The 26,483-nt window shown below is 62.6% G+C and carries 24 protein-coding genes; 14 read left to right on the top strand and 10 right to left on the bottom strand.

All coding sequences use genetic code 11. The annotated features are described in order from the left end of the window. The first annotated feature begins 510 nt into the window (after positions 1 to 510). The gene (locus tag ACXAED_RS22195) at positions 511 to 960 is read left to right on the top strand and encodes an Lrp/AsnC family transcriptional regulator (protein ID WP_475053696.1); all 450 of its coding nucleotides are present in this window, start codon (positions 511 to 513) and stop codon (positions 958 to 960) included. 33 nt (positions 961 to 993) lie between these two features. On the opposite strand, the gene ACXAED_RS22190 is transcribed toward ACXAED_RS22195, so the two are convergent. Beyond that, on the bottom strand, positions 994 to 1,929 hold the full coding sequence (locus ACXAED_RS22190) for a LysR family transcriptional regulator (RefSeq protein ID WP_475053694.1): 936 nt from the start codon (positions 1,927 to 1,929) through the stop codon (positions 994 to 996). A 168-nt stretch (positions 1,930 to 2,097) separates the two neighbouring features. On the opposite strand from ACXAED_RS22190, the gene ACXAED_RS22185 reads away from it, so the two are divergent. From ACXAED_RS22185 to ACXAED_RS22170, 4 genes are all read left to right on the top strand, one after another. Then, a complete protein-coding gene (locus tag ACXAED_RS22185; protein ID WP_475053693.1) occupies positions 2,098 to 3,111 on the top strand; it encodes a TRAP transporter substrate-binding protein in 1,014 nt (337 codons plus the stop codon). A 70-nt stretch (positions 3,112 to 3,181) separates the two neighbouring features. Beyond that, positions 3,182 to 3,718: a TRAP transporter small permease gene (locus tag ACXAED_RS22180; protein ID WP_475053691.1), complete on the top strand. Its 537-nt coding sequence runs from the start codon at positions 3,182 to 3,184 to the stop codon at positions 3,716 to 3,718. A 19-nt stretch (positions 3,719 to 3,737) separates the two neighbouring features. After that, the gene (locus tag ACXAED_RS22175) at positions 3,738 to 5,078 is read left to right on the top strand and encodes a TRAP transporter large permease (protein WP_475053689.1); all 1,341 of its coding nucleotides are present in this window, start codon (positions 3,738 to 3,740) and stop codon (positions 5,076 to 5,078) included. Between the two features lie 16 nt (positions 5,079 to 5,094). Next, a complete protein-coding gene (locus ACXAED_RS22170) occupies positions 5,095 to 5,595 on the top strand; it encodes a universal stress protein (protein ID WP_475053687.1) in 501 nt (166 codons plus the stop codon). A gap of 45 nt (positions 5,596 to 5,640) precedes the next feature. Here the strand turns inward: ACXAED_RS22170 and ACXAED_RS22165 are convergent, their stop codons facing one another. The 7 genes from ACXAED_RS22165 to ACXAED_RS22135 form a co-directional block, all read right to left on the bottom strand. After that, the gene (locus ACXAED_RS22165) at positions 5,641 to 7,140 is read right to left on the bottom strand and encodes a M81 family metallopeptidase (RefSeq protein ID WP_475053686.1); all 1,500 of its coding nucleotides are present in this window, start codon (positions 7,138 to 7,140) and stop codon (positions 5,641 to 5,643) included. Then, positions 7,137 to 8,762 carry an amidohydrolase gene (locus ACXAED_RS22160; RefSeq protein WP_475053684.1) on the bottom strand — a complete coding sequence of 542 codons (1,626 nt, stop codon included), beginning with the start codon at positions 8,760 to 8,762 and terminating at the stop codon, positions 7,137 to 7,139. Before ACXAED_RS22160 ends, ACXAED_RS22165 begins: the two co-directional genes overlap by 4 nt. A 38-nt stretch (positions 8,763 to 8,800) precedes the next feature. Further along, positions 8,801 to 9,724, bottom strand: a complete 924-nt coding sequence (locus ACXAED_RS22155) for an oligopeptide/dipeptide ABC transporter ATP-binding protein (protein ID WP_475053683.1) — start codon at positions 9,722 to 9,724, stop codon at positions 8,801 to 8,803. After that, positions 9,721 to 10,701: an ABC transporter ATP-binding protein gene (locus ACXAED_RS22150; protein WP_475053682.1), complete on the bottom strand. Its 981-nt coding sequence runs from the start codon at positions 10,699 to 10,701 to the stop codon at positions 9,721 to 9,723. Before ACXAED_RS22150 ends, ACXAED_RS22155 begins: the two co-directional genes overlap by 4 nt. Beyond that, positions 10,698 to 11,603, bottom strand: a complete 906-nt coding sequence (locus ACXAED_RS22145; protein ID WP_475053681.1) for an ABC transporter permease — start codon at positions 11,601 to 11,603, stop codon at positions 10,698 to 10,700. Before ACXAED_RS22145 ends, ACXAED_RS22150 begins: the two co-directional genes overlap by 4 nt. 10 nt (positions 11,604 to 11,613) lie before the next feature. Then, entirely contained in the window at positions 11,614 to 12,552 is a 939-nt protein-coding gene (locus tag ACXAED_RS22140) for an ABC transporter permease (protein ID WP_475053680.1), read from the bottom strand. Between the two features lie 111 nt (positions 12,553 to 12,663). Then, a complete protein-coding gene (locus ACXAED_RS22135) occupies positions 12,664 to 14,226 on the bottom strand; it encodes an ABC transporter substrate-binding protein (protein WP_475053678.1) in 1,563 nt (520 codons plus the stop codon). Between the two features lie 225 nt (positions 14,227 to 14,451). Between ACXAED_RS22135 and ACXAED_RS22130 the strand changes: the two genes are divergently transcribed. Continuing rightward, positions 14,452 to 15,255, top strand: coding sequence for a helix-turn-helix transcriptional regulator (locus ACXAED_RS22130; RefSeq protein WP_475053677.1), 804 nt, complete (start codon positions 14,452 to 14,454; stop codon positions 15,253 to 15,255). A 33-nt stretch (positions 15,256 to 15,288) separates the two neighbouring features. Here ACXAED_RS22130 and ACXAED_RS22125 read toward each other — a convergent pair whose 3' ends face one another. Continuing rightward, positions 15,289 to 16,086 (bottom strand): helix-turn-helix transcriptional regulator, encoded by a 798-nt coding sequence (locus ACXAED_RS22125; RefSeq protein ID WP_475053675.1) that lies wholly within the window; start codon positions 16,084 to 16,086, stop codon positions 15,289 to 15,291. A 95-nt stretch (positions 16,087 to 16,181) separates the two neighbouring features. On the opposite strand from ACXAED_RS22125, the gene speB reads away from it, so the two are divergent. Beyond that, on the top strand, positions 16,182 to 17,153 hold the full coding sequence (gene speB / locus ACXAED_RS22120; protein WP_475053673.1) for an agmatinase: 972 nt from the start codon (positions 16,182 to 16,184) through the stop codon (positions 17,151 to 17,153). Between the two features lie 25 nt (positions 17,154 to 17,178). Then, positions 17,179 to 18,264: an extracellular solute-binding protein gene (locus ACXAED_RS22115; protein ID WP_475053672.1), complete on the top strand. Its 1,086-nt coding sequence runs from the start codon at positions 17,179 to 17,181 to the stop codon at positions 18,262 to 18,264. A gap of 44 nt (positions 18,265 to 18,308) precedes the next feature. On the opposite strand, the gene ACXAED_RS22110 is transcribed toward ACXAED_RS22115, so the two are convergent. Continuing rightward, on the bottom strand, positions 18,309 to 18,950 hold the full coding sequence (locus ACXAED_RS22110) for a TetR family transcriptional regulator C-terminal domain-containing protein (protein WP_475053671.1): 642 nt from the start codon (positions 18,948 to 18,950) through the stop codon (positions 18,309 to 18,311). Between the two features lie 249 nt (positions 18,951 to 19,199). Between ACXAED_RS22110 and ACXAED_RS22105 the strand changes: the two genes are divergently transcribed. The 6 genes from ACXAED_RS22105 (at position 19,200) to ACXAED_RS22080 (ending at position 26,468) form a co-directional block, all read left to right on the top strand. Continuing rightward, positions 19,200 to 20,063: an ABC transporter permease gene (locus tag ACXAED_RS22105; protein WP_475053669.1), complete on the top strand. Its 864-nt coding sequence runs from the start codon at positions 19,200 to 19,202 to the stop codon at positions 20,061 to 20,063. An 8-nt stretch (positions 20,064 to 20,071) separates the two neighbouring features. After that, a complete protein-coding gene (locus tag ACXAED_RS22100; RefSeq protein ID WP_475051479.1) occupies positions 20,072 to 20,911 on the top strand; it encodes an ABC transporter permease in 840 nt (279 codons plus the stop codon). Positions 20,912 to 20,925: 14 nt separating this feature from the next. Beyond that, positions 20,926 to 22,026, top strand: a complete 1,101-nt coding sequence (locus ACXAED_RS22095) for an ABC transporter ATP-binding protein (protein ID WP_475053667.1) — start codon at positions 20,926 to 20,928, stop codon at positions 22,024 to 22,026. Between the two features lie 20 nt (positions 22,027 to 22,046). Further along, positions 22,047 to 23,117, top strand: a complete 1,071-nt coding sequence (locus ACXAED_RS22090; RefSeq protein ID WP_475053664.1) for an ABC transporter substrate-binding protein — start codon at positions 22,047 to 22,049, stop codon at positions 23,115 to 23,117. A gap of 76 nt (positions 23,118 to 23,193) precedes the next feature. Further along, positions 23,194 to 25,269, top strand: a complete 2,076-nt coding sequence (locus tag ACXAED_RS22085; protein ID WP_475053661.1) for an oxidoreductase — start codon at positions 23,194 to 23,196, stop codon at positions 25,267 to 25,269. Continuing rightward, a complete protein-coding gene (locus ACXAED_RS22080) occupies positions 25,269 to 26,468 on the top strand; it encodes an aromatic ring-hydroxylating oxygenase subunit alpha (RefSeq protein WP_475053659.1) in 1,200 nt (399 codons plus the stop codon). Before ACXAED_RS22085 ends, ACXAED_RS22080 begins: the two co-directional genes overlap by 1 nt. Positions 26,469 to 26,483 lie beyond the last annotated feature (15 nt).

The raw sequence follows: 26,483 nt of genomic DNA, 5'->3' as shown, positions 1-26,483 counted from the left end.
GTCTCCTGCAATCGGCGGCACGCCCCGGCTGCGGGGGCGCATACAGGAGTGTTAATCAGGAAATTCCTGAGAAAGTGTGTACCGCGATGCCACCGCAAATGAAGTTTTCCGGAATTGACGTTTCCATTATGCCGCAAAATTGAAGTCTGGAACGTTCTAAAGGCAGGAAGATGCTTTTCTTTATTTTTATAGGTATTCTGTCTGCATGTATTGAAACCGCGGGAAATTTGATGACGCAAATCAGCTGTGCTGAACATATTCATATTCCATGATCTTGCAGAAACGAGCCGGTGAGGTTTGACCGGAGACTAGCGATTGAAACGGTGCTGGAGTAATCTTCTGGCAGCTCCTTGCCCCGATGCAATTTGTACTCGGAATTGCTGGTGAGGCCGGTCCAAGCCGCCTGCAATTGAAAAACTTAACGGTTGGCCGCGCCGGAAGCCCTCAAAATTGCAGGAGAAATCGACGAAACAAGTTGTCAAATACGCCTTGCCGGATGAAAACTCGGCCATGGATGACAAAGACCACGACATTTTGCGGCTGATCCAGTGCAACGCTCAACTGACCGCCGAGGCCATCAGCCACGAGGTCGGGCTGTCAGCGCCCGCAGTTCAGAAACGGCTGAAGAAGCTGCGCGACACCGGTGTGATCGAGAGGGAAATCGCCATCCTCTCCCCGGCCCGGCTGGGGCGGGAGATGACGGTGATCGTGCAGGTGGTGCTGGAGCGGGAAAGCCGGATGCATCTTGATGCTTTCAAGCGCAAGATGCGCAAGGCAAAGCAGGTGCAGCAGTGCTACTACACCACCGGCGAGGCGGATTTCATCCTGGTGGTCATCGTCAAGGACATCAAGGAATACGAAGCCTTTACCCAAGAGTTTTTCTTTGACGAGTCCAACGTCAGCCGCTTCACCTCCTCGGTGGTGATGGACCGGGTCAAGGTGTCCCTGGATATCATCTAGGCCTGGGTGGCGCCGTACCGGGTCAAATTCGCCTCAGAGATCCGCCGCCGGCCGGGAATGTGCAGCAACCAATGTGTCGAGGAACAGTTTGGTGATGCGGTTCACCGCAGGGCGCTTGCGGGTGACTGCGGCGAATTGGCTGCGGTAAAAGGCCTCGTCCGGCAGCACCTTCCTCATCAGCCCGTTGCGGACAAATCCTGCCGCCAGGTGGTCCGGCAGGAACCCCAGATAGCTGCCCGACATAATCAGGATTGCCAGCGCCTGTTCGTTCTGCACCTTGGCGGCGCGGCGGAACCCCAGCTTTTGCCCGACGTGCAGGTTCGGCGAGTTCACCCGGATGCCTGCATAGTTCATCGCTTGCACGTCCCGCAGCCCCAAGCTGGTGTGGTCGCAATCAAAAAACGGATGCCCCTTGCCGCAGTAGAGAAACATGTTTTCTCCATAGAGCGGCATGTAGTCCAGGCTGGGCGATGGCCGGTGCAGCGCCAGGATGCCGATGTCGAGCTGACCGCCGATCACCTTGGTCTCGATCAGGTTGGGCGGCTCCAGCGACAGTTCGATCTCGACCGAGGGGGCGGCCTTGTTGAAGTCGCGGATACCACCCGGGACAAAGGCTTCCGGATTGGAGGCGCATTGGTCGAACAGTGCAATCCGGATGGTGCCAGCCAGCTGCTGCTTGATTTCATTCACTTCGGCGCGGAAATCCGCCACCGAGGTCAGCAGGCCCTCGGCGGATTTCAGGACCTTGATGCCATCATCGGTCAGCGAAAACCCCGCCGGACCGCGGTTGCACAGTTTCAGGTCCAGCCGCAGTTCCAGGTCGGCGATGTATTTGGAGATCGTTGATTTACCGATATTCAGCTCGGTTTCCGCGGCAGCCAGCCCGCCGCTTTCTGCCACTGCCTTGAACACCCGCAACAGTTTCAAGTCGGCATCAGCAACATGTTTGACGTGTGATTTCCGGTTCATACCTAAGTTCGATATATGTGAAACTTTGCTTTCAAAAGTTTACATTCTAGAAACATAAAACGCAATGTAGCTTCCCGCAGACCAAGGACGGATCGGACTGGCAATCACGCTGTGGAGGGCGGGCCAGCGCGCACCTTGGGCCCCAGAATGACAATACGGGAGGAAGTTATGTCATTTCTCAAGAAGGTCTGCACGCTGACCGCAGCCGTTTCTGCCGCCGCGTTGCTGACCGCCGGTGCGGTATCCGCCAAGAACTTCAAGATCGCTGTCGGCGACAGCGCCGGCAGCCCGCAGGAAGCCACCGGGAAGTTCTTTATCGAGGCGCTGGAAGCAAAATCCGGCGGTGAGCACAGCGCGACCCTGTTTCTGAACGGCCAGCTGGGCTCAGAACAGGACACCGTGAATGAAGCGGCGATCGGCACCTTGGACATGTCGCTGCTGGCGATCAACAACGTCACCCCGTTCTCCCCGACCGTGGGCGTGTTCACCCTGCCCTATGTGATCCTGTCGCTGGAAGACGCTGAAACCCTGACCCAAGGCCCTATCGGTCAGGAGCTGACAGAAAACACCTTGCGCGATGCCGGCGTGCGCATCATCGCCTGGACCTACACCGGCTTCCGCCGCCTGACCAACTCCAAGAAGCCGGTGACCTCTGTCGCCGACCTGCAGGACCTGGTGATCCGTGTTCCCAAGAACGAGATCATGATCGAAACCTACAAGTCCTGGGGCATCAACCCGACCCCGATGGCTTGGTCCGAGACCTTTACTGGCCTGCAAACCAAAGTGGTTGACGGTCAGGACAACCCCTACATGACCATCAACGCGATGAAGTTCTATGAGGTGCAGGATCACGTCACCAACCTGCGCTACATTTTCTCGATCGAGCCGCTGATCGTGTCCGAGGCCGTGTTCCAGGGGCTGAGCGAGGAAGATCAGCAGATGATCCTGGACGCAGGCAAGGAAGCTACCCTGAAATCGGCCCAGTTCCTGCGCGACTCCGAGGCCGCGATCAAGGAAGAGCTGATCTCCAAGGGCATGGAAATCGTTGACCCCGAAAACGATGAGGCCGAGTTTATTGAGCTGGCCACTGGCGCCGTCTGGCCGCAGTTCTACGACTCCATCGGTGGTGTCGAAAAGCTGAACGCGGTGCTGACCGCCATCGGCCGCGACCCGGTCCAGTAAGCCTCCGGCACATCCAAACGAACAACGGGGCAGCGTTCGCGCGCTGCTCCGCACAGGGGAGGAGACCATCATGTTCTGGAAGTTCCTGGACAATCTAGAAAGCTATATCTGCCGCTTACTGCTGTCCGGCTTTGTCATTCTGCTGTTTGTGCAGATCATCTCGCGCGAGGTGTTCGGGCACTCGTTTTCCTGGATCGAGGAGCTCTCGGTCTACATGTTTGTCTGGTTTGTCTACTTTGGTGCTTCATACGCGGCGCTGAAAGGCGCGCACAACCGGGTCACCTTCCAGTTCAAATTCCTGCCGGCGGGCTGGATCAAATACATTGAAGCTTTCGCCGACCTGTTCTGGCTGTTCTTCAACTGCTATTTCCTGTGGCTGGCGACCGATTTCGTCTTCAACAAGATGAACAAGTTCTGGAAGTCGCAGACCTTGGGCATCGAGATGAAATATATCTACATGGTGCTCCCCATCGCGTTCACGCTGATGACTATCCGCATCCTGCAGGTGAACTACCGGAAACTGATCCGTGGCGAAGAAATCCACGATCCCGACCAGATCGACCTTGATGAAATCAAGGCCGCCGCTGGCGCGGAAGGCCGCGTGTGATCAAGGGAGGGATAAGATAATGGAAACCGAAATCGTCACGATCCTGTTTGGATCATTTCTGCTGCTTCTGTTGCTCGGTGCCCCGATCACCGTTGCGCTGGGGGTGTCCTCGCTGCTGTCTTTCCTCTACCTGGACGAAAACCCGATCAAATTCGTGCAGATCGCCTTCACCTCAGTCGGGTCCTTCCCGCTGATGGCGCTGCCCGCCTTCATCCTTGCCGGTGCGCTGATGGAGGCGGCGGGGATCTCCAAACGCCTGATCAATGTGGCCGAAAGCCTGGCCGGTCCGTTCACAGGCGGAATTTCCGCCGCCACCGTGATGGCCTGCCTGTTCTTCGGCGCGATCTCCGGCTCCGGCCCGGCGACCACCGCGGCTGTGGGCATGCTGATGATCCCGGCCATGATCAACCGCGGGTACGAGCGCGGCTATGCCTCTGCCGTGACCGCGTCATCGGGCGGCCTCGGCATCATCATCCCGCCATCGATCCCGATGGTGATCTTCGGGATCGCAGCGCTTGGCATGGCGCCGCCGCCGGAGGCGGTGGAGAAATTCGGCACCTTCCAGTCGGTCTCGATCTCGAAACTGTTCATCGCGGGCTTTGTCCCGGCCTTCCTGATCGCCACCAGCCTGCTGATCATGAATTTCGTGATGTCCAAGAAGCGCGGCTACAAAGGCTCTGCTGACGGCTGGTCGGTGCGCAACGTGATGTGCGAAATGTACCGCGGATTCTGGTCGTTGATGGCGCCGCTGGTGATCCTGGGCGGTATCTACACCGGCTTTTTCACACCGACCGAAGCAGCGATCGTCGCGATCTTTTACACTCTTGTTATTGGCGTCTTCATTTACCGCGAGCTGACCTGGTCGTCGTTGTTCCAATCGCTGGAGGCCACGACCTGGCTGACAGGCCGTGTGCTGCTGATCCTGTTCACCGCCACCGTGTTCGGCCGCCTGCTGGTCGAAAACCAGATCCCGGCGCTGATTGCGGAGTCGATGCTGAGCTTCACCCAAAACCTCTATGTCATCTGGGCGCTGATCATCTTTTTCCTGCTGTTTGTCGGCATGTTCATGGAGACCCTGGCGACGATCCTGATCCTGGTGCCGGTGATGCTGCCGGTGGCCTATTCGGTCGGAATTGACCCGATCCACTTCGGGGTGGTGATGGTCTGCACCCTGGGCATCGGTTTCCAGACGCCTCCTTTGGGGGAGAACCTGTTCATTGCCTCAGGGATCTCGAATATATCGATCGAGACGATCTCGCTGCGCGCCCTGCCCTTTGCCGCAGTGAACACGATTGCGATCTTCATCATCGCCTTCTTCCCGGAAATCTCGCTGTGGCTGCCGCGGCTGTTTGGCTATTGATGGGAAAGGAACAGACATGACACCGATGATCACCAGCATCCTGTTTGCCACCGACCTGTCGCACAACTCCACCTTAGCACTGCGCCATGCGGCAAGTCTGGCGCACGCGACGGGGGCGGAAATTCATGTGCTGCACGTGAATGAGCCGATCTCAGAGGACGCCCGCATTACCTTTGAGATGTTCGTGCTGAACGACGAAACCCGCAAAACTGCGGCCAAGCGGCGGCACGAGATGGTCAAGCAGGTGCTGGCCGAACGCCAGGCCCGGTTCTGGGCGGCCTTCGAGGGCGATGACGCCAGGATCCGCGATCAGGTCACCTCGGTCGAGGTGACCGACGGCCACCCGGCGGAGGTTATCCTGCGCCGCTCGGTCGAGCTGGGCTGCGATCTGATTGTGCTCGGCGCTCATGACCACGGGTTTTCCCACACCTTCCTGGGTACTGTGGCCAAGCGGGTCCTGCGCCGGTCGCAGATCCCGACGCTGGTGGTGCCTTACCAGAATGGCGAGGACGTCTGACCCTGTTCGCGAGCGGCCACCCCTTGGCCGCTTGCGGTATGTGTCTTAGCCCTTGGCCGGAACGGTCCTGACAGCGGGATGCAGGTTCTTGTAAGGCACCTGTTTCAGGTCGCAGGGAAACACGCCGGGGGCGGCCACTGGATAAACGGCGCTGGCAATGGGCTCGAAATCGGCGCGGAAATGGGCGGTGCTTTTCACGCAGATGGTTGCGTACGCCTTGGGATCCAGGCCGATATGGGTGAAATGCGCCAGGTCCAGGCATTGGTTGCGGATGCTGGTAACGACCAAAGTGATATCCGCCTCCGCTCCATGAAGCCGCAGCGCAGCCGTTGGACCCAGCGTCGCCACCCCGCCGCCATACATCCCGCCGGTATAGCGGCAGCTGCCGTTACCAAGAGCGGCGACCTGAAATTCCGCTTCAAACGGCTGGTCGCCTGCAACCCCCGAACGCCCGCCAAGGGCTGCGCGGAAGATACCGCCCTCCCCTGCCTCATGCGCGGCGGCTGCGGCCTGGGGGTCATGGAACAGCCCCATCAAGACACCTTGCGCCCCGGCCGCAGCCAGTGCCGCCAGCAACCCGGTGGTGTCGGAAGTGCCGCCTGCACCCGGATTGTCCTGAACGTCTGCCAGCACCACAGGCTTGCCTGCGCGAGGCTGGCAGGCAATGGCCGCCGCTTGCTGCGGCGACAGCATCGGGTGGTACGACTGCGCCTCCAGCGCGGCGAACAGGGTCTCGATCTGGTCCACCGCCCGCCCCGCGGCCTCAGCCGTGGTGCCGTACGCCACGCAAGAGGGCCTGGTGTCCGGGAAATCCGCTGCGGTGAAGCCGAGCGCAATGTCAGCCAGAACTCCGGCTTCCTCCAGCGGCGGCAGCGCGGCATAGAGCTCTGCGCCGGGGGCTGAACCGGTGTACTGGGCGTGCAGCGGGATCAGATAGTCCATCTGCCGGAACGCCTTGTTCAGCTTTTCGCCCGCCAGCAGCCGTTGCAGAACCGGCAGGCAACGCGCGCCGGTGCCGTCCATGTCCAGATGCGGATAGGTCCGGAAAACGGCGATGTAATCCGCCAGTTCCACCGACGCTGCCGAGATATTGGCGTGCAGGTCCAGGCTGACCACGATGGGCAGGCTGCCTCCGGCTTGCTCCCGCACCCGGCGCAGAATCTCGCCCTCACCATCGGCATATGTTTCGGTCACCATGGCACCATGCAGATCAAGGTAGATGCCGTCCAGCGGCCCCGCAGTCCGCAGCCCGTCCAGGATCGTGCCGCAGATGGTGTCAAACGCCTCATCCGTCACATGCGCCGAGGGTTCTGCCGCGCACCACAGGATCGGTAGCACTTCCATCCCGGCCTCCTCCGCTGCCCGGGCAAAGCCTGCGATGGGCAGGTTCATGCCGCGGGTTTCGCGGACCACCTCCTCTCCGTGCAGCATGGCGGGCCAGGAATTGGCCATCTCAAACTCCGCCAGCCCGGCCTTGTTGATGCCAAAGCAGTTGGTTTCGTGCTGAAAGCCCGCAATGGCGATCCGCGGTTTGGCCTGCCTCATGTGTGCTCCTGCGCCCAGACGGTCCGTCCGCGGCGGATTGTTTGAGTGACTATGGTGGTTTCGATGGCATCCGGGTCTTCCAGCGGGTTGCGGTTCAGCACCGCAAAGTCCGCCAGCTTGCCGGGTTCGATGGAGCCGCGGGTGCCCTCCTGAAACACCTGCCAGGCGGCGTCGATAGTCTGCGCCCTGAGGGCTGACAGCGCGCTGACCCGCTGGTCCTCTCCCAGCCGCCTCCCGGTTGCGGTCAGCCGGTTCACTGCGCAATGGGCCAGATGGATAGGCCGGGTCGGCGTGACCGAGGCGTCGTTGTGGATGGTGTAACGCACGCCATAGCGCTCAGCGGAGGCGCAGGGCGAAACCCGCTCGGCCCGTTCCGGCCCCAGGAAGGTGTCGAAATGGCGATCGCCCCAAAAATGCACATGCGCCGGGAAGAAGCTGACGGTCATGCCCAGTTCAGCCATCTGCTGCAACTGATCGTCGCGCAGGGCTTGGCCGTGGATGATGGTGTGGCGGTGGTCGGCGCGCGGGTTGGCCTCCAGCGCCTCGGCAACCGCGTCGATGAACATCTGCGCCCCGGCATCGCCGTTGCAGTGGCAGTGTATCTGATAGCCCAAATCATGCAGCTTCTTCACTTCACGGCGGTGGTTGGCGGCATCCGCATAGGGCATCCCGCAAGGGTGCGCCGGGTCCACTGGCTTGTGATAAGGCGCACTGAGGAAGGCTGTCTGCAACTGGAACGCCCCGTCGGTGAACAGTTTGCGGGGCCCAAGAGTGAAATGCGGGTTGCCGGGCCAGTCGAGCGCTTCGGGGCCGCGGCTCAGCGCTGGCTCCAGCTCTCCAATGGGCAGCAGCATCAGGTCGTAACCCGGGTCCTGATCTGCGGGCAGAGAGGCGAAATGCTCCAGCATATCACGCGTGGCCCAGGCGTTCTGGGCGTAGGTGACGCCATGGGCCAGGTATTCATCGCGGCAGCTGTTGAACCCAGCCCAGAAGCGGTCGCGGTCGATCAGGAAATCGGTGTCTCCCATTTCACCCATCGCTGACAGGCCCTCGATCAGCCCGGTCAGCGCGCCGGTCTGAGGGTCGCGGCCGAAGCGGCCGCCCAGGGGATCGGGCGTATCGCGGTTCACACCGTGGCGTTCCAGCGCCAGCGAGTTTGCAGATCCGTTGTGGCCGGAAGCGTGGATCACCCAGACGGGGTGTTCGGTCGAGACACTGTCCAGCTCGGTGCGTGTGGGCATCCTCCCCTCTGCAATGGCAGTATTATCGAACAGCACCCCCATCACCCATTCCCCGGCGGGCGTCTCCGCCGCCTTGGCCCGCAGCCGCTTCAGCGCGGTTGGGATGTCCGGACAGTCGCCGCTGGGGGCAGAGGCGAGGTTGACACGGAACAGCCGGATGAAGCCGGGATCGGGAAAATGCCCGTGCGGGTCGATGAAGGCAGGGATCAGGGTCTGGCCCTGCAAATCCACCAATTGTGTGCCCGCAGGCATCCGCGCGCGCAGGTCTACCTCTGCGCCAACGGCCCGGATGGTCTCGCCTTCGGTCAGCACCGACGGGGCGCAGGAATTGGCCGCGTCCATCGTCAGGACAGCGCCGTTGAAATACAATGTGCTGGTCATGGTCTTTCAGATGTTGAGGGGTTTCGGGCGGAAGGCCGTCAGCTCAAGGGGGCAAGGCAGCGCAACCCGTGGCCGTTTTCGACCTCCCATTGCGGGGTTTGAATGCAGACCTCCTGCGCGAAGGGGCAGCGCTCGCGGAACTCGCAGCCCTTGGGGCGGCGCAGCAGGCTGGGCGGTTCGCCCTTTAGCGCGATGCGCTCCAGCCGGGCATCGGGGTCGGGTTCCGGATTGGCACTCAGCAAACAGCGGGTGTAGGGGTGGCGCGGGTCCTTGAAGATGGCCTCCGTCGTGCCCTCCTCAACCAGCCTGCCCAGGTACATGATGCCCATCCGGTCCGCCACATGGCGCACGACGTTCAGGTTGTGGGTGATGATCACCATGGCCAGCCCCAGCCGTTCGCGCAGATCATTCATCAGGTTCAAGAGTTCCCCCTGCACCGACACATCAAGGCCCGCAGTGGGTTCGTCCGCCAGGATCAGCTTCGGCTCCAGCGCCAGCGCGCGGGCGACACCGACCCGCCGCGCTTGCCCGCCTGACAGCTGATAGGGATAGCGGTCTGCAAAATGCGCAGGCAGGTTCACCATTTCCAGAAGACGCTTGGCCTCGGCGTCCAGATCGCGGTCCTTCATGCCTTGGATGCGGTAGGGTTCAGTGATCAGGCTGCGGATCGTCAGACGCGGCGACAGAGAGCCGACCGGGTCCTGGAACATCATCGAGATGTCCTTGCGCAAGGGGCGCAATTCGCGTTCCGAAGCGCCGCGGATTTCCCGGCCTTCGAACTTGACCGAGCCTTCCTGCGCCGGGGCCAGACCGGCAATCGCTCGTATCACCGTGGTCTTCCCAGAGCCGCTCTCGCCCACCAGCGCATAGGTTTCGCCTGGCTCAACGGTGAAGCTGACACCGGCGAGCACGTTGACAGGGCCATAGCTGGTCTTGAGGTCTTTGACTTCCAGCAGGCTCATTCCGCGGCCTCCTTGTGGTTCAGCCAGCAGGCGGCGTGGTGGCCGTCCTTCAGCTGTGTTAGCGGCGGAACATGCGACGCGCAGCGCGGCATTGCCTGGTCGCAGCGGTCGCGGAAGATGCAGCCGCCGGGCAGGTTTGCCAGATCAGGCACCTCGCCGACGATGGTCGGCAGCACGCGGGCGCGTTCCTTGATGTGGCCCGGGTCGCAGTCGATCAGGCGGCGGGTGTAGGGGTGCTTGGGATCGTGGAAGATCTCGCGCACCTCGCCGCTTTCGACCACGGCGCCCGCGTACATCACCACTACGCGATCGCAAAGCTCTGCAATCACGCCGAGGTGGTGCGAGATGAACAGGATGGCGCAGTCGAACTCCTGCTGCAGTTCCTGCAGGCGCTCGATGATCTGCACCTCCAGCGTGGCATCCAGCGCCGTTGTCGGCTCATCCGCGATCAGCAGGTCCGGTTCCGACATCAGCGCCATGGCTATGGCAATCCGCTGCCGCATCCCGCCGGAGAACTCATGCGGGAACTGGTCCAGCCGTGCCTCCGGGTCGGGGATGCCGACGGCCCCCAGCATCTGCGCGGCGCGTGCCCTTTTCTCTGCCTTCGTGGCCTTGGAACGGTGCTGGATATCCAGCATCTGCTGGCCGATCGACAAGACCGGGTTGTGGGTCTGCATCGGGTCCTGGAACACGATGGAGATATCGGCGCCGCGCAGATCACGCATCTGGCGCTCGGGTTTTTGCAGCAGGTCTTCACCCTTGAACCGCACCTCGCCCTGACGAAACCGGGTGTTCGGCGCGGTCAGCCGCAGGATCGAGGAGATCAGGGTGGACTTGCCGCAGCCCGATTCACCAACGATGCCGACGATCTCCCCCTTGCGGACGTCAAAAGAGATTTCGCGCAAGGCTTTCAGGTCGCCGCGGGCGGTCTCATAGTCGACGCTGAGGCGGTCAATTTCCAGAAGCGTATCGGTCATCGCTGTTTCCTCAGTTTCGGGTCAACCACATCGCGCAGGGACTCGCCCAGGAAGGTGAAGCCAAGCGTTGCCAGGATGATCGGCAGCCCGCCGCCCACCACCAGCCAGGGGGTCTGGCGGATCAGCGAGTAGCCGTCCTTCAGCAGCGCACCCCAGCTGGGTGTCGGCGGTTTCACCCCGAGTCCGAGGAAGGACAGCCCTGCCTCCAGCGCGATCACGGTTGGGATGTCCATCGCCGCCAGCACCGCCAGAACGCCGACGATATTGGGCAGCATGTGCACGCCCAGAATACGCTTCATGCTGGCACCCATGGATCGTTCGGCCAGAATGAATTCCGAGTTGCGCAAGGTCAGCGTCTGGGTCCGTGCCACCCGGCCGTAGGTCGGGATCGAGGTCGCCATGACCACAAACACCACGGTCTGCAGGCTTGGCCCCACCAGGGCAACCACCGCCAGCGCAAACATCACCGTCGGGAAGGAACGGATGGTGTCGAAGAACAGCATCAGCAGGTTGTCGAGCCACTTTGGTCCGTAACCCGCGATCATGCCCAGAGTCAGGCCGATGGCCATGGCACCGAAGACCGCGGGCAGTGCCACTTTCAGCGCCACCTGGCCGCCCATGATCACGCGGGAGAACGTATCGCGCCCCAGCTGGTCAGTGCCCAGAAGATGCGCCGCGGAGGGCCCTTGCAGGCGGTCCTTGATATTCATCGCCACGGGATCATAAGGCACGATCCAGGCGGCGAAGATCGCGCAGAACACGATGGTGCCGACAATGATCAGCCCCATCAGCCCCAGCGGGTCGCGGGCGACGCCGTGAAGGATCTGGCCCAGCTCGGACCGGGATTTGGGCGAGGCCCCAGGCGGGGAGGCCGGCTGTGTTCCGGATTGAACGTCAGACATTGCAGCCTCCTCAGGTCGCCGTGCGGGCGCGGGGGTCGAGCCAGGCGTTGATCAGGTCGGCCAGCGCGGTGGACACCACGAACAGGCCGGTCGAGATCAGCACCGACCCCATCACGATCGGGTAATTGCGGGTGGTGATGCTGTCGATCACCAGCTTGCCCAGGCCGGGGCGGGCAAAGACGATCTCGGCAAAAACGGCAGAGGACAGCAGGAACCCCATGCCAACACCGATCACTGTGACCACCGGCAAAATGGCGATGCGCAGCGCATAGACCATCACCACCCGGCGCTCGCTGATGCCAAAGGCGCGGGCGGTGCGGATATGACTCTCGCCCATCACCTCCAGCATCGAGGCGCGCACCAGCCGGGCGATGTAGCCCACCCAGCTGAGGCCGATGGCAAAGGCGGGCAGCACCAGATGGTTGAGGCGGCCCCAGAAGCCATCTCCCGCGCCGATCGCCGGGAACCATTGCAGGTTCACCGCAAAGATCAGCAGCGACAGCAGCGCGACCACAAAGGCGGGCGCGGCCACGAAACTTACCGAAATTGCAGCGGTGATGCGGTCAATCAGTGTGTTCGGATGCGCCGCGGCATAGCCGCCAAGCGCGATGCCCAGCGTAGCGGACCAGGTAATCGAGCCTAGGATAAGCCACAGGGTGTGCGGCAATTGCTGAAACACGATCTCGGTCACCGAGCGGCCCGAGAACACGTCGATCCCCAGATCTCCTTGCACCAGGTTTCCGTAAAAGATGAGAAGCTGTTTCCAGATCGGCTGATCCAGCGCCAGCTCAGCCGTCAGCCGCGCCTGCAGCTCAGGCGTGGCGCGCGGGCCCAGCATGATCTGGACCGGATCGCCGGGCACGGCGCGGATCATCAGGAACATGACGGTGACCGCCACGATCAGGATCAGCAGTGCCAGCCCGAACCGCCGGGTTGCATATAGTAACATGGCCGCATGGCTCCCTTATCTTCGCTGTGCGGATGAAAACGGCACGGCCGCGCCGCAAACTGCAGCCGTGCCAGGTCAGGTCCGGGGGGAGGACCGGGCCTGAGGGGAGTGTCAGGCCTTGCCGAAATAGCGCAGCAGCGCCAGCCCGTCGGGCCGCAGCGCAGGCACCACACCCGCCGAATGGATCACCGGCGTCGCCTCATGGGTCAGGAACCGGTAGGCACCGCTTTCCTCCATCAGATCCTGCGCGCGCTGATACATCTCGGCCCGCTTCGCCTGATCGGTCAGCTGATAGGCCGAGGCGTGGATCTGGTCGAACTCTTCGTTGCTGAAGCGTTCCCAGTTCCAATGCCCGACCTGCTCGGTGGTGAACCAGGAGGTCGCATAGTACGGGTCGGGGGTCATCGAGTAGCGGTTCAGCACCAGCTGCAGGTCCTCGTTATCCGCGCTGGCCCAAAAGGCCCCGGATTCCAGCACATTCACCTCAACCGTGATGCCGATCTGCGCCAGCGTCGCCTGGATCACCTGCGCCGCGGTGGTGAAGGTGGTCTTGTTCAGCGTGTCGAGTTTCAGCGTGACATTGGTCTCACCGGATTCCGCCAGCAGCACAGCAGCTTTCTCGAAATCCGCCTGCGGCGGCACCAGCGACTGCGGGCGGTTGCCTGCAAGGCCCGGGGCAATGATGCCGGTGGAGGGTTCGACAGCGCCGAAATATGCGGCCTCCAAGACCGACGGCACGTCGATGGCGTGCTGGATGGCCTGGCGCAGCTTCTTGTTCTGCAGCTTGGGGTGATCCAGGTTCATGCCCAGCCAAGCATAGTACAAGGACGGGTATTCCAGCAGTGTGCCGCCGTTCGGCACCCCGGCGCGGTAGCGCTCCACCGAACCCAGCGAGACGCGGGTGAAATCCAGCTCACCCGCCTCGAATGCGATCTCGGCAGTGTTTTCGTCGTCGATCGGCAGGATCTCGATGGTATCCCAGGCGGGGGCTTCGCCCTTCCAGTCCGGGTTGCGCTTCAGCACGGTCTTTTCCTTGGGCGACCAGCTGTCGCGCAGGTAAGGCCCGGATTCCGCCAGCGGATCGGTGGTTGCCTTGCCGCCCGCGGCTTCCCAGGCCTTTTTCGACACGATATTGCCGGTGATATAGGGCAGCGCGATGCTCCACAGCGGTGCAAAGGGTTCTTTCAGAACAATGGTTCCCTCGCGCTCGCCGGTCACCTCGACGTGGCTCAGCGGCCCCATGTCGGGTTTGTTCGGGCTCTCGGTCTCCTCCGCCACAACCCGTTCAAAGCTGTATTTCACGTCTTCGGCAGTCATCGCGCCAAAGCCGTTCGTAAACCCGATGTCATCGCGCAGTGCGAATTTGATGTGCGTCTCGTCACCCTGCTCGATCATCGCGGCGGCATCCATCTGCCAGTCCCATTCGCGGCCCGGCTTGTACTGGATCAGCTTGTTGTAGATCCCGGCGTGGATCTCCTCGTCGATCACACCTTTGGAGTACGCGGGGTCAATGCTTTGCAGATCGCCATAGGAGCGCACCCGCAATGTCCCGTCCCCAGCCGCCATGGCGCGGCTGCCCAAGCCCATCGGCAGAACGGCTGCCGCACCCAGCGCAGTGGCGCCCTTCAGGAATTTGCGCCGCCCCACCGGCGCCTTGGTCCATTCGATCCGCATTGTATCCTCCCTTGGATCAGATCAGGAAGCCCGCAAGACAGGGGCCTCCCATTGCGCCGTTCCTCAAGCCGCCCGCACCCCTACGTCCTCCTGGTCTGCGGTCCGCCAAAATCACACGGCTTGTTTCCAGAAACGCCGGTTTCGCCGGATTCAAAACTGTGCAAACATGCGCGGAGTGACGCTATATGGTTCGTGATAGCGTCAAAACGCGAAGGATTTTGGCACTTGTCCGTCAATTTTTCAGAAAACCTGCGTTCGCTTTGCGCCGAGCATGGCAGCATTGCGCATATCTGCCGCGAGATCGGTCTCAACCGGCAGCAATTCAACCGCTACCTCAATGGCAGCAGCCTGCCATCGGCGCACAACCTGCGCAGGATCGCCCGCTACTTCGGGATTGCAGAAGCGCAGCTGTTTACCGCGCGTTCCGATTTCGAAGCCCGCCTGGACGCTGCGGCCGGCCCGGGGCAGCATGGCCCGGGTGAGCAGTTTCTGGCCCCGTTCCGCGGCCAGCAGCGCAATCTGAAACGCTACCTCGGCTTCTACCACGCCTATTTCCACACCCCCTCCTGGGGCGATGGTATCTTTTGCGCGCTGACCCGGTTTATCGAAAAGGACGGGCTGATCCTGTCTCGCAACCTGGAAATCGCCCATGACCCGGAACAAAGCATCCGGCAGATCTCGCGGTATCAGGGATTGGTCACGATGCGCGGTAACCGGCTGTTTATCACTGAGCATGAGCGCGCTCATGAAGGCAGCGTGGCGCAGACCATCCTGTTCTCCGCCCACCGCCAGCAGCTCAAGTACCTGCGCGGTATGACTATGGGGCTGGCCTGGCGGCCGTTTCCCCGCCCCTATGCGGCGCGGACGATCTGGAAGCGGCTGGACGAACGGGTGTCTGCACGCGAAGCAATTGCCGCCTGCGGCGTCCACCCGGTACGCAGCACGCGCATTGATCCGACGGTGCGGAAGTATCTCGAAACTCCGGCCAAGGAGGATCTGCCGGACGCTCACGGCAGTTTCCTGTTCTGAGATCAACCGCTTGCTGCGTGATTGAACGCGGCTCTATCCCGCCGCCAGATGCCGGGTGGCCATGGAAAACAGTTCAGCCTGCGAGGAGATCCCCAGCTTGGAATAGGCATGGTGCCGGTGCACTTTCACCGTGCCCTCGGCAATGCCCAGATAGGCGGCGGCCGAAGGTGTCGAGTGGCCTTGCAGGATCAGCTGCACCACCGCCCGCTCGCGCGGGCTGAGAACGCCGGTGCCAAAGGTCTGCATGCGGTCTTCCCAGCCCTCCTGCTGGAACCCTTGCGCCGCGGTTTCCGCCTGCCCCCACTGCCGCCGGAGGGCGGCGGAAATCACCTCGAACACCGCGTTCAGCCGGCCGGTATCCGCTGCCTCAAACCGCTGCTGGCGGGCAAAGCGGGCGAGTGAAACGATGAACCAGCGCTCTGCCCGGTCCTGCACCAGCACGCCGATCTCATCGCTTATGTTTATCTTGCGGTAGAAGGCGCGGTAGTATTCCGAGCGGTAGAACGCCTCCGGCGCCAGGTCCATCAACCGGTAGGCGCCAGGTTTGCAGCCGTTGCGGCAGGCCTGGTAAAGCGGGTCCAGCAGGTAGGGGCCGCTCGCATAGAACTCCACCGTTATCGCCGCCTGCAGTTCATCCAGGTCCTGATAGAGCGACACCGGCGGCGACGCGCCCTCATAGCGCGAGATGATCATCGAATCGAAACTGCAGCATTGGCCAAGGATCTGCCGAAGCGCGCCGGGAAAACGCTCGGTGCCGGCGGTTTCGGCCAGGGCAGCCATTGGGCCCAGCCAGGGGGCAGGCAGCACGGGGAAGGCAGAATCTGATGTCATCTATACCCATAGATATATACCTGTTGTTGAGTTTACCGGCATAAGCGCGGATTTAAAACTGGGCTCAAGCAAATTCCAATGAAACGGAGCCCCAGATGACCGATACCTCCAGCGTGAACCCCGTGCAGGGCGACCTGGCATTTACCCGCGAAACCGACCGCGGGGTGATTGCTGAGGCCAGCTATGCCGGCGCGCTCAGCTTCATGCGCCGCCGCTACACCCGCGACCTGAGCGGCGCGGATGTTGCGGTGATGGGCGTGCCCTTCGACCTGTCGGTCTCCAGCCGCTCCGGCACCCGGCTGGGCCCGCGCGCGGTGCGCTCCGGCTCCAGCCACATAGCCTGGTCGAAACCCTGGCCCTGGGAGGACGACCCTTATGAGGCGCTGCGGGTCGTCGATTACGGCGATTGCGAATTCGACTATGGCTACCCGCACCAGGTGCCGGGGCAGATCGCCCAGGCGGCGCGGGACGTGCTGGCAACGGATACCGCGCTCTTGTCGATCGGCGGCGACCACTTCATCACCTATCCGCTGCTGAAGGCGCACGTGGAAAAGCACGGGCCGCTGAGCCTGATCCAGTTCGACGCCCATTCCGACACCTGGGCAGATCAGGAAGGCCGCATCGACCACGGCACCATGCTGTGGCATGCGATCCGTGAAGGCCTGGTGGATCCGGCCCGCTCGGTCCAGGTGGGAATCCGCACCCACAACCCCGATCCGATGGGCATGAACATCATTGACGCTATTGAGGTGCAGAAGACAGGACCGGAAGCGGTGGCGGAGAAAATCCGCGGCATCGTCGGCGGCCATAAGACCTATGTCACCTTCGACATCGACGCACTGGAGCCCGCCTCCGCCCCCGGCACCGGCACGCCGGTGATCGGCGGCCTCAGCCCATACCAGGCGCAGGAGATCATCCGCGGCCTTGCAGGCACCGACGTGGTCGGCATGGACGTGGTCGAGGTCGCCCCGGCCTACGACATCTCCGAGATCACCGCCATCGCGGCGGCCACAATCGCCAACGATTTGCTCTGCCTCTACGCCGCCGGAGACTCCGGCCAGCGCTGAGGCAGTGCGCAACAGGGAGGAAAACATGGCCAAATCAAAGACCATTCTCGCAACAACGCTGGCGGCCGCCCTTGCGGCGCCGGCAGCCGCCGGGGAGCTCGCTATCTACAACTGGGCGGACTACTTCGGCGAAAAAACCATCTCCGGCTATGAGGCCGCTACCGGCGCCAAGGTGACGCTGGACTACTTCGACAGCAACGAGGTGCTGGAAACCAAGATGCTGGCAGGCGGCTCGGGCTATGACGTGGTCTTCCCTGCCGCCTCCAACGCGGAACGCCAGCTGCAGGCCGGGGCGCTGCACCCGATAGATACATCGCGTCTGGAAAACTACGGCAACTTGCGCCCGGAAATCCTGGCCTCGCTCGACAAGGTCCCGGGCGGGCGCGAGCTGGGCGTGCCGTACACCTGGGGCACCATCGGCATCGCCTACAATCCCGCGCTGGTCTCCGAACGGCTGGGGGATCTGCCCGTTGACAGCTGGGAGTTGCTGTTCAACCCGGACTACGCCTCCAAGCTTAAGGATTGCGGCATCGGGGTGCTGGATTCGCCGGTCGAGATGCTGTCGGTCACTCTGAACTACCTCGGCGCTGATCCCTATTCCGAAGACAAGGCAGAGATCACGCAAGCGCAGGACCTGCTGGCCGGGGCGGCGCAGAATATCCGCTATTTCAACAACCAGAAGCCCTCCACCGACCTGCCGGCAGGCAATGTCTGCCTGGCGGTGATGTATTCCGGCGACGCGGGCATCGCTCAGGCCCGCGCGATGGAGGCAGATAACGGAGTCGAAATCCTCTACGCGATCCCCAAGGAGGGAACGCTGATGTGGATCGACCTGATGGCGATCCCGGAAGATGCTGCCAATGTGGATGCGGCCTATGCCTTCATCGACTACATGCTGCGGCCCGAGGTGATCGCCGAGGTCTCCAACACCGTGTTCTTCGCCAATGCAAATGCAGCGGCAGACGCGCATGTGCTGCCGGAGATCCTGTCCGATCCGGGGATCTACCCGGACGCGCCCACCCTGGCGCGTTTGTTCCCGGATAAAAGCCTCGGCGCCAAGGCGCTGCGCCAGCGCACCCGTGCCTGGACCAAGGTGAAATCAGGGATCTAAAACGCAGAGGCCGCCAGCCGGCCCCTGTGTCGATTCCAGCAAGGCTAGCGGGGGAGAATGGCACCTTGCAGCGAAAAATGCGCAGGGAACATCGCCGCCAGAAACCGGAAGATGATCCGCGCCGCCTCTTGCCGGTCGAAACGGTCGGGATGCAGCAGAAAGTCTGTCCACATCCCTTCCAACAGCGCCAGCGTGCCGTGGGTGGCGTCGCGGGCTGCGCCCGAAGCATCCGGTGTCCCGGCCTCCCGCACGATCCTGGAAAAGGCGTTGTGGACCATGCCGCGCAACCGGCCGTCGCGCGTGTCTGAGTGTTCGGCGATGGCCCTGCGATTGCGGGATTTACCACGGAAAGCGTACCAGATGCTGACATTGCGCCGGTTCAGAACCCGTTCGCTGAGGTCGCCGCGCACGATCATCTCAATCCGCTCCTGGGGGCTGTTGCCGGCTGTCTGCAGCAGCGCATCCAGCCCGTCGTAATACTCCTCCGAGGAGTAATGCGCTGCGGCCTGCACCAGGTTGTCTTTACCGCCGAAATGCAGATGGATCATGCCGCGCGACAGGCCCGCGCGCTGGATGATCTCGCTGACGGACGTTTCCGAGATCCCTTTTTCCGCCACCGAATCCAGCACTGCCTCAATCAGTGCCAGGCGGTTCTGTTCACGGTTTTGTTCCCTTTTTCCCGTCATCCGGTCCCAATTTTCCAAACACTTGCGCAGGTTTTCCCCGCTGTTATGCGGGTCCGCCTGCTGCGGCAAGCTGTGATGATTTGCCCATCTAGCCATATCGCGCAGATTTCTCCAAGCAAAATGGACGTTTGTACATTTTTTGGAAAAACCTGTTGACAGAACGGTCCCCCGGGCCGCAGATTTTGATGGACGATTGTCCATTTAAGATGGCAGCGCCACGCCCGCAGATCAAGCAAGCAACGGAGTCACATGGCCGGATTTCTCAGAACCGAGGCTGGCAAAGGCCTGGCGCTCAGCGCCCCGGCTTCGCTTTATGTGGGGCTGCTGGTGGCTGCGCCGCTGGGGATACTGGTGGCCTACAGCTTCTGGACCCAGACCTATGTCGAGATCGACAAGACGCTGACCTGGTCCAACTATCTGGAGGCCGCTACCGATCCGCTGGTGCGCCACCTGATGCTGCGCTCGATCGCGATTGCGGGCGCGGTGACAGCGGCCACCGTGGCGCTGGCCTATCCGATTGCCTATTTCATCGCCTTCCGCACCCGCAAGAAAACCCTGTGGCTCTTGCTGATCACCATCCCGTTCTGGTCAAGCTACCTGCTGCGGGTGTTCAGCTGGAAACTGATCCTCGGCTTCAACGGGGTGATGAACTCGGCGCTGATCTCATTGGGGCTGATCGAGGAGCCGCTGACCTTCCTGCTGTACAATGAATTCGCGGTGGTGCTGACCCTGGCCCACGCCTGGGCACCCTTTGCGATCCTGCCGATCTATGTCTCGCTGCAGAAGATCGACCGCTCGCTGCTGGAGGCCGCCACCGACCTCGGCTGCTCCAAGCTGGAACGCTTTGTCCGCGTCACCCTTCCCCTGACCGTGCCCGGCATCATCGCTGCCAGCCTGATCATCTTCATCCCTACCGTCGGCGACTACGTGACCCCGTCGCTGGTTGGCGGCTCGCAGGGCAAGATGGTCGCCAACCTCATCCAGGTGCAGTTCGGCCCGGCCAACAACTGGCCCCTGGGCGCCACCCTCTCACTGGTGGCCATGGCCTCGGTCGGCTTTGTCGCCATCCTGTTCGTCATCCTGGCCACCGCCCTGGGGAGGAGGATCCGTTGAGCACACCGATGAGCGAACCCCTGAACAAACCGCTGAACCCTGATGTCAGCAAGCCCCGGCGCAAACCCTTCCGCTTCCCCTGGCTCTTGGTCTATGCCATCGGCTACCTGATTTTCCTGTACCTCCCGGTGCTGCTGCTGCCGCTGTTCTCCTTCAATGACGGCACCATCGTGGCCTTTCCGATGAAGGGCTTCACGCTGAAGTGGTACGCCCAGCTGGGCGAACAGGACACGCTCTTGCAGGCGATGGCCAACTCGCTGATCGTTGGTGCGGTGACCGCAATTGTCGCCACCTCTCTGGGGCTGTTCGCCGCCCGCGCCTATGTCCGCTACCGCTTCAAGGGGCGTGAGCTGTCGGAAGGGCTGGTGATGCTGCCGCTGGTCATTCCCGGCATCATCGTGGCGTCGTCGATGCTGGTGCTGTTCATCTCGCTGGGGCTGAAGCCGTCGCTGACCACGGTGATCCTGGGCCACGTTTTTGTGGCGCTGCCCTTTGCAGTCTCGATCATGAAATCGGCCTTCGACGACTTCGACCAGTCGCTGGAGGAAGCCGCCTTCGACCTTGGCGAAAGCGTCATCGGCACCTTCCGCCGGGTGACCCTGCCGATCGTGGCGCCGGGGATTGTCGCCAGCCTGCTGGTCACCTTCACCGTGTCATTCGACGAGTTTGTGCTGGCCTTCTTCCTGTCGGGCAACCAGCCCACCCTGCCGGTCTACATCTGGAGCCAGATCCGCTTCCCGGCCAAGCTGCCGAACACGCTGGCGCTTGGCTCCTTGCTGCTGCTTGCCTCGGTGCTGCTCTTGCTGACCGCCGAATACTTCCGCCGCCGCTCCACCAAATCCGCCTGATGAAGGATACGCAGATGACCAGTCAGAACATCATCGAAATCTCCGGGGTGGAAAAGCGCTTTGGCACCTTTGTGGCGGTGCGCGACCTGAACCTGGAGCTGAAGGAGGGCGAGTTCTTCTCGCTGCTCGGCCCCTCCGGCTGCGGCAAGACCACGGCGCTGCGGATGATTGCAGGCTTTCAGGACCATGATGCCGGCACCATCCGCATCGCGGGGCAGGAAATGGCGCATATCCCGGCAAACAAGCGCCCGACCAACATGGTGTTCCAGTCCTATGCGATCTTCCCGCATCTGAACGTCGGCGATAACGTTGCCTTTGGCCTGCGCAAGCTGAACCTCGGCAAGGCAGAGGTTAAGGACCGCGTCGCCGAGGCGCTGGAAATGGTCGAGCTGGGCGGCCTGCAGGCGCGCAAGGCGGATGAACTGTCGGGCGGCCAGCGCCAGCGGGTGGCCTTGGCCCGCGCCCTGGTGATGCGGCCCAAGGTTCTGCTGCTGGATGAGCCTTTGTCGGCGCTCGACAAGAACCTGCGCGAGGCGATGCAGCTGGAAATGCGCCGCCTGCAGCAGAAGCTGGGGATCACCTTCGTGATGGTCACGCACGACCAGTATGAGGCGATGACCATGTCCGACCGCATCGGCGTGATGTTCGCCGGCAAGCTGGAGCAGGTCGACCGCCCCGAGGTGCTTTATGCCCGGCCCTGCAACCGCCGGGTCGCGGCCTTCATCGGCGGCATGAACTTTCTGGATGCGCGGGTGACCGCTGACAATGGCAAGTCGGTCAATGTCGATCTGCAGGGCTTTGGCCCGCTCACCATCGACGTGAACCCCAATGTGCTGGCCCGCAGCCCCGACCTGCTGGCGGGGATCCGCCCCGAACAGCTGGAAATCAGCGCCACCCAGCCGCCCGGCTATGACGCCTGCCTCCAGGGCAGCGTCAGCGACATCGCCTTCTACGGCGAGAGCGTCCACTACTACGTGCGCGCCGACGGGGTGGAGGAGCCGATCTCCGTGGCCGTCCCGAACTACTTCCACACGGTGGATCACAAGCGCGGCGACCGCGTCTGGCTGGGGGTGCAGAACGCCTCGGTCATCGACCTCGGCGCGCGGGAAGCATGAGAATAACAGGGAGGAAGGAAATGAAACATTTTGCTTTGGGACTGACGGGCGCTCTGGCCGCCGCCACCGCTTTGACCGTCCCGGCCGGCACTGCCCAGGCCGGGGCCGACAGCCTGTCGGTCTTCGACTGGTCCGGCTATGAGGACCAGGGGTTTTACGGCGATTACGTCGAGAAATACGGCGGCGCGCCCAGCTACACCTACTTCGGCAGTGTCGAGGAGGCCTTCACCAAGCTGCAGTCAGGCTTTGCCGCCGACATCGCCCACCCCTGCACCGACGCGCTGCGCAAATGGGTGGCTGCGGATCTGATCAAGCCGATCGACACCTCAAGGATCGACAACTGGGACAAGCTGCTGCCGCAGATCAAGGATGTGGACGGCGTCACCATCGACGGCCAGACCTACATGGTGCCGTTTGAGTGGGGCAACACCGGGCTGATCTACCGCACCGACCAGATCGACGAAGCAGACGTCTCGCTGCAGCTGCTGGCCGATCCCGCCTACCAGGGCAAGATCGCCATTCCTGACGCAGCTTCCTCGGCCTATGCGATGGCGGCGCTGGCCACCGGCGCCTCCAGCTATACCGACATGAGCGAGGAAGAGTTCCAGAAGGCCTCCGATTTCCTGCGCCAGATCCACCCGAACGTGCGGTTCTACTGGTCCGACGCGGGCCAGCTGGACCAGGCCATCGCCAGCGGCGAGGTGCTGCTAGGCTGGGGCTGGAACCAGTCGGAACTGAACCTGATCTGGAACGAAACCCCGGCCAGGATGATGCGCGACGTGGACAAGGGCATCGCCACCTGGGTCTGCGGCTATGTGCATCTGAACTCTTCGACGCAAAGCGACGAGCAGGTCTATGACATGCTGAACGCGCTTAGCGCCGAGGACAGCGGCAAATACATCATCGAGAACTGGGGCTATGCCCATTCCAACGCCGAGGCCTTCAAATCCGCCGACCAGGAGCTGATCAAGACCTATGGCTTTGCCGATGTGGACAGCTTCTTTGACGGCAGCCTGTTCTTCGACGCGGTCAACCCTGAGCTCGAAGGCCGGATGCTGAAGGAATTCGAACGCATCAAAGCAGGCTTCTGATCCCCGCAAGCGGCGGGCCATGCGGCCCGCCGTCCTGCCCCTTAACGACAATCTGTGAATAAAAGGATGTGCCAATATGTCAGGCGCAAATGGGTATTCCATTCTGTTTGAACCGGTGAAGATCGGTCCCGTCACCGCGCGAAACCGGTTTTACCAGGTGCCCCATTGCAACGGCATGGGGCATGTGCGTCCGCAGGCCGAAGCCGCCATGCGCGGTATGAAGGCCGAAGGCGGCTGGGCCGTGGTCTCCACTCAAGAAACCGAAATCCACCCCACGTCCGACCTCGGCCCGTATGCGGAAAACCGTCTGTGGGACGAACACGACGTTCCCGCCCTGCGGCTGATGACCGAGAAAGTGCATCAGCACGGCGCGCTGGCGGCAATCCAGCTGGCCCACAACGGCCACCACGCCACCAACCATCTGACCCGCGCCCCGGTGCTGGCGCCCTCTGACGGGCCGATCGACACGGTTTTCCCGAAACAGGCCCGCGCCATGGACAAGGAGGACATCCGCAACCTGCGCCGCTGGCACCGCGCTGCCGCCCGCCGTGCCAAGGAGGCCGGGTTCGACATCGTCTATGTCTATGCCGGCCACCAGATGACCCTGCCCCAGCACTTCCTGCTGCCGCAATTCAACAGCCGCAGCGACGAATACGGCGGCTCTTTGGAAAACCGCGTCCGCCTGACCCGGGAGCTTCTGGAGGAAACCCGCGAGGAGCTGGACGGGCACTGCGCCGTCGCCTTGCGCTTTGCGGTCGACCAGATGATGGGCGCGGACGGGATGCAGGCGCAGGAGGAAGGCCGCGCTGTGGTCGAGATGCTGGCTGAGCTGCCGGACCTGTGGGACGTGAACGTCTCCGACTGGAGCAATGACAGCCAGACCACCCGCTTCCAGCCGCAGGACGGTTTCCAGGTTCCTTATATCGACTTCGTCAAGCAGGTGACATCGAAGCCGGTGGTCGGGGTCGGCCGCTTCACCTCGCCGGACCTGATGACTTCGCTGGTCAGCAAGGGCGTGCTGGACCTGATCGGCGCCGCCCGCCCCTCCATCGCCGACCCGTTTCTGCCGAACAAGATCAGGGACGGCCGCGTTGAGGAAATCCGCGAATGCATCGGCTGCAACATCTGTGTGTCGGCTGACAATCTGGGCGTGCCGATCCGCTGCACCCAGAACCCCACCATGGGCGAGGAATGGCGCCGCGGCTGGCACCCTGAGAAGATCGCGCCCAAGCGCAATGAAACCAATGCCTTGGTGATCGGCTCCGGCCCGGCGGGCCTGGAATGCGTACTGCAATTGTCGAACCGCGGCTATGACGTGACCCTGGCCGAAGCCGCGCCCGAGTTCGGCGGCCGCGTCCTGCGCGAATCCCGCCTGTCGGGACTGGCGGCTTGGAAACGGGTGGCCGACAACCGGCTCTGGCAGCTGCAGCAGCGCGCCAATGTGCACATGTTCACCGACAGCCCGATGAGCGCCACCGAAGTGACCGATCTGGAAATTCCCAATGTCTTCATTGCCACCGGCAGCCGCTGGCTGCGCGACGGCAGCGGCCGCTCCAGCCACGCGCCCCTGCCGGTTGAGGGCCTGCCGGTTTTCACGCCCGACGACATCATGGCGGGCGAAATGCCCCCTGCGGAAGGCCCGGTTATGATCTATGATGACGATCAGGCCTACCTCGGCGGTGTGGTGGCGTACCACCTGGCCGCGGCGGGCCGCAAGGTGATCCTGGCCACGCCCGGGGCCGTGGTCTCAGCCTTTACCGAACTGACGCTGGAGCAGGCCCGGGTGCAGGCCAGCCTGATCGAGGCCGGGGTCGAGATCATCCCGCTGCATCTGCTGCAATCGGCCGATGCGGGTGGCGTCACCCTGGGCTGCGCCTACACCGGCCGCCCGCGGACCGTGCCCTGCACCAGCCTGCTGATGGTGACCGCCCGCCAGCGCGACGCGGCCCTTTATGAGGAGCTGAAGGCAGACCACCCGCACCGCTTCACCACGCTGGAGCTGATCGGCGATGCCGCATCCCCGGGGCTGATTGCCGATGCGGTCTATGCCGGCCACATGGCCGCCCGCAATTTCGAACGCGACCCGGCGGCGGCGGACGCGGACTGGTTCCGCCGTGAATTGATCTCTCTGAACGATATGGGAGGCAGCTGATGCCCAAAGATGACCTGCAAGTGATGCGCGAGCTGATGGAAAGCCACCAGGAAGGCTTTGCGCTCGAACGCCATTTCTACACCTCCCAGGCGGTCTATGAACACGACATCCAACGGGTCTGGAACCGAAACTGGATTTGGGTTGGCCACGTCAGCCAGATCGCCGAGCCCGGCAACTACTTCCTGTTCGACTACGGCCCGGAATTGGTGATCGTGGTGCGCGACCGCGAAGGAGAGGTGCGCGCCCATATGAACATCTGCCGCCACCGCGGCTCCCGCGTGTGCCTGGAAAAGCAGGGCACCGCGCGGGTGTTCTCCTGCCCCTATCACGCCTGGACCTTCGGGCTGGACGGGCGTCTGCGCGGCGGCCGCGCCATGGGGCCGGATTTCGACCCCTCCGAATACGGGCTGTTCCCGGTTCAGGTGCAGGTATTCCAGGGCCTGATCTTCATCTGTGCCGATGAAAACCCGCCGCCGCTGGAGGAAAGCCTCGCCCGGCTTGCGCCGCTGTCGGCACCGATGCAGCTGGACAACCTGAAACTCGCGCATGAGGCCTCCTATCCGGTTCCCGCCAACTGGAAACTGGCGCTGGAGAATTACCTGGAGTGCTACCATTGCGCGCCCTCGCATCAGGACTATTCCCGCAGCCATTCGCTCAAGGATCCCGCGGATGTGGAGAAATACGGCGCAGACTTGCGCGACCGCTCCGCCTCCGCCGGACTGCCAACAGAGGAGCTTGATCTGACCGGCCCGAATGCGATGGCTCTGGGCGCGGATGTCTACTGGCGGCGCTACCCGTTGTTTCCCGGTTACCAGACCGGCAGCAAGGACGGTGAGCCGCTGGCCCCGCCGCTGGGGCAGCTGACGGGGCATGACGGCGGCGCCACCGATCTCGCGATCGGCACGCTGAACTATTTCCTGATCTATGCCGACCACCTGGTGGGATACCGTTTCATCCCCCGTTCCCTGCAGGAAACCGACATCCAGATCGCCTGGTATGTGCGCGGCGACGCCGAGGAAGGCCGCGATTACAGCAAAGAGGCGCTGACCTGGCTGTGGCACGTCACCTCGCTCGATGACGAACGCATCATCCGCCACAATCAGGAAGGGGTGAATTCGCACCGTTTCGTCCCCGGCCCGCTGTCGGAGATGGAGTGGAGCCTGCCCGGCTTCTACCGCAGCTATTTCAGCATGATCTGAACGCTTCAGACCCCA

The organism is Leisingera sp. ABM4_103 (assembly GCF_056158685.1).
Note: the sequence above shows the minus strand (reverse complement) of the source record. Positions and strands in the feature narration are given on the sequence as shown.